The 6,420-nt window shown below is 64.0% G+C and carries 5 protein-coding genes; all 5 read right to left on the bottom strand.

Annotated elements, in window-relative coordinates; translation table 11 throughout:
* A partial coding sequence (locus ABV518_RS06085) for an Ig-like domain-containing protein (protein WP_367765946.1) occupies positions 1-1,994 on the bottom strand: 1,994 nt, incomplete at its 3' end.
* The gene (locus ABV518_RS06080) at positions 1,991-2,989 is read right to left on the bottom strand and encodes a glycosyltransferase family 2 protein (protein ID WP_367765945.1); all 999 of its coding nucleotides are present in this window, start codon (positions 2,987-2,989) and stop codon (positions 1,991-1,993) included. The genes ABV518_RS06085 and ABV518_RS06080, both read right to left, overlap by 4 nt.
* Before the next feature lies 1 nt (position 2,990).
* Positions 2,991-3,851 (bottom strand): glycosyltransferase family 2 protein, encoded by an 861-nt coding sequence (locus tag ABV518_RS06075; RefSeq protein ID WP_367765944.1) that lies wholly within the window; start codon positions 3,849-3,851, stop codon positions 2,991-2,993.
* 237 nt (positions 3,852-4,088) lie between these two features.
* Positions 4,089-5,399: a M18 family aminopeptidase gene (locus ABV518_RS06070; protein WP_367765943.1), complete on the bottom strand. Its 1,311-nt coding sequence runs from the start codon at positions 5,397-5,399 to the stop codon at positions 4,089-4,091.
* Between the two features lie 53 nt (positions 5,400-5,452).
* A complete protein-coding gene (locus ABV518_RS06065; protein ID WP_367765942.1) occupies positions 5,453-6,343 on the bottom strand; it encodes an intradiol ring-cleavage dioxygenase in 891 nt (296 codons plus the stop codon).
* Positions 6,344-6,420: the final 77 nt, after the last annotated feature.

Raw genomic sequence — 6,420 nt, 5'->3', positions numbered from 1 at the left:
CCCACCGGGGTCGCCCCCGGCCCCGTCAACGTGAACGTGGTCGACGTGACCGTAGACGGATTCATCGCCTCCGAGAACGTCCCCGTCACATCCGCCGTCACCGCAACACCAGTCGCACCAGCCACCGGAGACGTGACCGTCACCGTCGGAGGCGTCGTATCACCCGCGGGAGCCGTGGTGAATGTCCAGGTCTTGTCCGTCGCCAGCGCGTTGCCGGCAACATCCTTCACCCCAGCGGAGCCGCTCTTGATCGTGGCCGTGTACGTCGTGCTTGCGGCCAGGTCAGCATTCGGGTTCAACGTCGCAACGTTGCCCGTGCTGTTGTACGACACAGCAGCCCCCACCGGGGTCGCCCCCGGCCCCGTCAACGTGAACGTGGTCGACGTGACCGTAGACGGATTCATCGCCTCCGAGAACGTCCCCGTCACATCCGCCGTCACCGCAACACCAGTCGCACCAGCCGTCGGAGACGTGACCGTCACCGTCGGAGCCGTCGTATCAGCCGCACAACCACCGCTGGGGCGGTAGGAGTGCCAGTACCGGTTTGTGGCGTTCACATCGGCAAGCAACAGCAGACCGCTGTTGGTCGTGCCCGACGCCGCACTGTTGAGGTTCTGCTTCGTTGACGTCACGTTGTGGACATACTGGTCGGCGTCCACGATACAAGCGGTCTTCGTCGCGGTGGTGAAGTTGATGTTGTCCAGCGGCGAGGACTTCTCGTAGATCGCACCCCCCGAGCTGGTGCAGACGCCAGCGTTCGTTGTGCCACTCGGCTTCGGATAGGTAGCGAAGGTACGCAACGTCTTCGGGGTCGTGCTCTCATCAATCAGGACGATCACCCGGTTCGGGCACTCCGACACAGGCGCGATCGGGTGCGCCGACCACGTCGACGTCGTAGCATTCAATGCCAACAGCTGGATCAGCGGCTGAGGCGCGGACGTAAACGACGTCTTGACGGCGGCGAAAACCTGACCACCCGATGAGTCCAGCCACTTCAGGTTCATGTGGTCATCACCGCTGCGCTGCCCCGACACCGCCGCCACAGGAGCGGTCCATCCGGTGTTCGGGGCTCCGCCGCTGTCGGCACGGTAGCTCCAGTACATGCCGTCGGTGGCATCACCGACCTGGCGGCTCCACATCACACCCATCTTGCCGGGTCCGAACGCGATCACAGCCGACGTGTCGTCCACAGACACGTTGCTCAACGACGCAGGATGCGCGAACGGCGTCCCCCACGTCTTGCCATCTGTGCCAGTGGCATTCAGATAAATCCGGTTCCCCTGCTGCCACGTGGCCCACACCCGACCCGTCGAGTCCTTATCGATGGTCAGGGCCTCAACGCGGTAGTTATTGATGTTTGTAGAACTCTGAGGCAGCAACGAATAAGTCTTCTTACTCGAGTCGTAGCTGTAGCGCCGCATCGTGGTCGGGAAGTTCGGTTGAGCCGGCAGACCGTCATTGACGAACCGATAGCTCGCCACGAACAACGTCGTCCCGTCCCACAGCACGTCATGATGGGTGTTCGCGCGCGTATCCGTCGCCACACCGGTATTGACCCACGAGCTCGTCGCGGCATTGAACCTGAAGATATGGAAATCAGAGCTGGCGGTGTCCCACAGATTCCCCCACCAGCTTCCGTCGTTGAACCACAACGCGCTCGTCGCCCGCTTCGTACCCGTCGGCGTCCCTGTCCCCGAATGCGACGGACCCTCGACGCCCACATCACCCGGAGCGGCCGACGCCGCACCCGGCACCATCAGAGCGGCCAAGGCAAGCAGCACGGCTGTAAGCAATGCATGGAACCGCATATTCCGAAACCCGCGTCGCCGAAGACCAGCAGAGCCACCACTTCCCCACCTTGCGCCAAGCCCGGGAGTCCTGCGTTCGTTGTAAGTTGGCATGACGTTGCGTTCCTCGCTGATCCTGTGTGTTTCTGCAGTTTTATGCGCGTGTGTTGGGAGAGTGACCTCAGGTCGACGATCGAATTCGTTCATTGGACGTCCCTCCACCGTGTGTCGGGGAGAACCGGGGCGGGCACGGGATGGGGCGAAATGTGGCTAAGCCGGCGGCCCCGCAGATACCCAGCCGCTGTGAACGACAAAACCGCGATGATGGCCCCGGCACGGCCTAGCCCGCCAAGGTTTCCATCCCTGCTCCAGTCGTGGATTCCAGAGGCAACAGCCCGTGGCAGAATGCTGCGTACGTAGCGGCGTTCCGGCCCCAAAGCGCGCTTGTGGCCCACGATTTCGCTGACCTGGGCCTTGGAAAGCCCTTCCGACCAGGAACGCGCCAGCATATAGCGCACTGTTCCCCTGCTGGCTGGCACATGGTGACGCACCACTGCCGCGGGTTCATAGACGATGCGGGACCCGGGCGAGCCCATCTTGGAACGAATGCAGATCTCTGTCTCCTCGCAGCCAAGGGGTATGGTCCCCTGGCGGCCAAGAGCGATGTTGAAGCCTCCGACCCGCCGAAGAACCTCAAGCCGAAAGGACATGTTCGCGCCGATGACGTTCCGGACCTCGGATGCCACCTTGGGCATGCCGCGGTGACTGCAACCCACAATCCAATCCAGCTCCTCGCCGAAGTAGGCCGGCCGGCCGGATTCCCATACGGGTTCAACGCGCCCACCCACTGCCAACACATCGGGATCGTCATAAAAAACGACCAGCCGCTCGAGCCAGTCGTGGGCCGCTTGGGCGTCATCGTCCAGGAAGGCGACGATATCGGAGTCCGCCAGCTCAACCCCTACGTTGCGCGCCCCGGAGAGTCCACGGGGACCGGTGCTCTCCACGATGGTCACATCATCCACTACCGCGAGGAGACGCTCATACAGGTCCTCATTGTGGTCGACAACGACGATGACCTCCAGCGGGAGCATCGTTTGATTCCGGACGGATTCTATGACGTCCAGCAAAATTTCCCAGCGCGCCATCGTGTAGCAGCAAATGATGACCGAGACGGTCGGACGGTCGATGGGCGTGGACATGCTACAGTCCCTGGGCCAGTGAGAGGACGCTCTGCGGATCCGTGGGCGTGCGCGGAAACCTGACGTTCGCGTATGCGTACTTCACTCGCCGGAGAGCCTCGGGCCGGGCCCCCGCTGTGGGCGCCTCCCACAACGTACATTCCCGGGCGAGCGTACCAAGGACCCGCCACCCGTCACGAAACGTTTGCAGATGGGAGGCCCCCGAGATGCGGTCCAGCTCATTGCTGGGCACCTCGGCAATGCGAAGGCCGGCCCTGGCCGCGCGGACAATCAGCTCGGTTTCGATTTCGAACCCGTCCGATTCCAGCTGCAAAACCTCCAGGCATTCCCTCCGGAAGGCTATGTATCCGTAGCAAAGATCAGAGTAGTTGCTGTGTAGCACGGTATTGGCCAGCACGGTGAGTGCCCGGTTGCCGGCATTCCGTAAGAACGTCAGGTCTTCTGACCCGCCCCCAGTGACATACCGTGACCCCTTCACGAAGTCGTAGTCATGCTGGAGCGGGGAGACGAACCAGCCAATCTCCTGGGGGTCCATACTTCCGTCCGCGTCAAGCATGACGATGATGTCGCCTGAGGCTGCGGCGAATCCCGCACGGACCGCAACTCCTTTTCCCTTGCGGTGCTCCGCCACGACGACGACATCCACACGGAGTGCGCGGGCAACGTCGACAGTGTGATCCTCGGAGCGCCCATCCACGATCACCACCTCGTCCACATACGATGGCATGCGACGCAGGACCCACGGGAGATTCATGGCCTCATTCAGGGTGGGAATAACCACGCTTATCGACGCCCTCGGCAATAGCGGCCCCGGCTCAGAGAACGAAATTGGAAGCTGGGTGGAAATAGACAATTGCCTCACCACTTCATGACAGTAAACGGACTTTCAAACACGTTCCGGTCATGGTCTGGTCTCTGGCCCAGCGCTCATTGCCTTTGACTCTGATCGTGGGTCGAGCTTATGTTTTGGCCAAAGAAGATGTCACGAGTAGTGGGTACTCACTTTTTATCCGCCCCTAATTGCGCCCCTAGGTAAGTACAGGGGTTACGCGAAGGCTGAACTGTTAGGTATAGGGGTTATTCCCCCAGTGATCCCGGCCTAGGAAGCGGTCCGGAAAAACAGCTCCGTGACCGCAGCCAGCCGCTGCGGGTCCTCCACGCCGCAGAGCTCGCGCGCGGAGTGCATCGACAGCAGCGGAACCCCGACGTCGACAGTCCGGATCCCCAGCCGGGTGGCGGTCAGCGGACCGATGGTTGAACCGCACGGCATCACGTTGTTGGACACGAATTCCTGGTACGGCACCTTCGCCTCCCCACAGAGCCGGGCCCAGAAGGCAGCCCCGTTGGCGTCGGTGGCGTACCGCTGGTTCGCGTTGATCTTCAGCAGCGGACCGCCGTTGAGCACCGGATGGTTGGCGGGATCGTGCCGCTCGGAGTAGTTGGGGTGGACTGCGTGGCCTGCATCGGCGGACACACAGAACGACGCCGCCAGCGCCTGCCGCCGCTGGCTCACCGTTGCGCCGAGGCCGTCGGAGATCCGCACCAGGACGTCCTCCAGGATCGGTCCGCAGGCACCGGAACGGGAGTTGGAGCCGATCTCCTCGTGGTCGAACGCAGCCAGGACCGCGATGGGCGCACCGGCTGCCCCGCCGGAAAAAGAACCATGCGCAATCAGCGCTGCCAGCCCCGCGTGCGTCGCCGAAAGGTTGTCCAGGCGCCCGGAGGCGAAGAACTCCCCGTTGACCCCGAAAACCGCAGGCGGCTGCGTGTCCGCAATAACGACGTCGTACCCGCCAATCCGGGCAGGATCAACCGAGGTGCCGCCGGGCACATGCGACGCCAGTACCGCCAGCAGGTCCACGTCAGCCGGGTTGCCCAGCCCCCACACAGGATTCATGTGCCGCTGCTTGTCCAGCGTGAGCCCGTCGTTCACTGCGCGGTCCAGGTGGATGGCCAGCTGCGGGAACCGCAGCATCGGGCCGGTGGCTGTGAGGTGCTGCGTGCCGTCCAGCATGACCAGCCGGCCGGCCAGCTGCAGCTCCCGGTCCAGCCAGGAGTTCAGCAGCGGCCCGCCGTAAATCTCGACGCCGGCCTGCAGCCAGCCGTGGGCACCGGTGGTGGGCTTGGGCTTGAGTTTGAAGGATGGAGAGTCCGTGTGCGCCCCCAGGATGTTGAACCCGGTGGTGGGTCCGGCGCCTTCCGGCACCACCCAAGCGATCAGCGCGCCGTCGCGGACAATGTAGAACGAGCCCGCGCCGCCTTCCCACGGTTCCAGCTCATCCAGGCCCGTGAAACCCGCCTCGTCCAGCCGGCGTGCGGCCTCGTGGACGGCGTGAAAGCTCGACGGCGACGCGCTGACGTATGTGCCAAGGTCCTGGATGTGGTCTGCGGCGCTGGAATTCGAAGGCATGGTCTCGAGTCTAACGCCGGGCCCGGACAGGGCCCGGCAGCCGGCCCCTACGGTCAGACGGTCACATTCAGACCGGCCGTGTACCCGGCGGCGGCCGATCCGGTCATGGTGGCCAGCTGGTAGATGCCGCCGTCGTCACCAAAGACGTTGTCCGACTTCAGCGTGGTCCGCGGAAAGTTCCGGGCGCTCGTCCCGTAGCCGGCGGTGGCGTAGACGTCGTCACAGGCGGACTGGGTCAGGGCGACCTGGGATACCGCCAGCACCTGCCCCGCCGCCGTCGCGTTGCTCATGGACTCGAACACCTCAAAATGGATGTGCGGCCAGCGGCCGGAGTAGGCGCCCGGAAAAATGGATTTGAAGGTGACCTGCCCGTTCGAATCGGCTTCCTGGACGCCGCGGAGGTAGTTTTCACTGGCCAGGCCCGAATCGTACATGGAGTATTTTCCGTCCCGGTCGCAGTGCCAGGCATAGACCGCCGCTCCGGCCAGGGGAACACAGCCGTTGGAGTTGTCGAGCAGCGTCAGCGTGACGGTCAGCGGCACGCCTTCGGCCTTGGCGGACCCCGTCCCGAAGCTGGACGTGATGTCCTGCCGGACCACGCCGGAGGCTTCCAGGACGTTGGGCCCGTTGGAGCCGTCCCCGGGGTATGGACCGGCGGTTTCCTGCGGGATTTCCGCCGTGCATTCGGCGATCGCCCGGGTCAGGGTGGGCGTCGCCGACGGTGAGGCGGTGGCCGTCGCGGTCGCGCTGGACGTTGCCGTGGCGGTGGCGGTCGACGCCGACGTGCCGGCTGTGGAGGTCGATCCGCCGGGCGTGCAGGCAGCCAGTGCCGCCACGGCGCCGCCCGCGCCGAAGAACATGCCCAGCGAGCGGCGGCTCATCAGGGTGGACAAGTCGAATTCGAGGCCTCGGTCATGATTCGGGTGGGGAAGATGGTTGGTCATGGGTCCATAAAACGACACCCGCCTATCGCCTGCATAGGGCGGTCCTGTGCGTAACCTGTGCGTCAGGTAGGTCCCGC

The organism is Arthrobacter sp. HS15c (assembly GCF_040812005.1).
In the GTDB taxonomy this organism is placed as follows: domain Bacteria; phylum Actinomycetota; class Actinomycetes; order Actinomycetales; family Micrococcaceae; genus Arthrobacter.
This window is presented reverse-complemented; position numbering and strand designations above follow the sequence as displayed.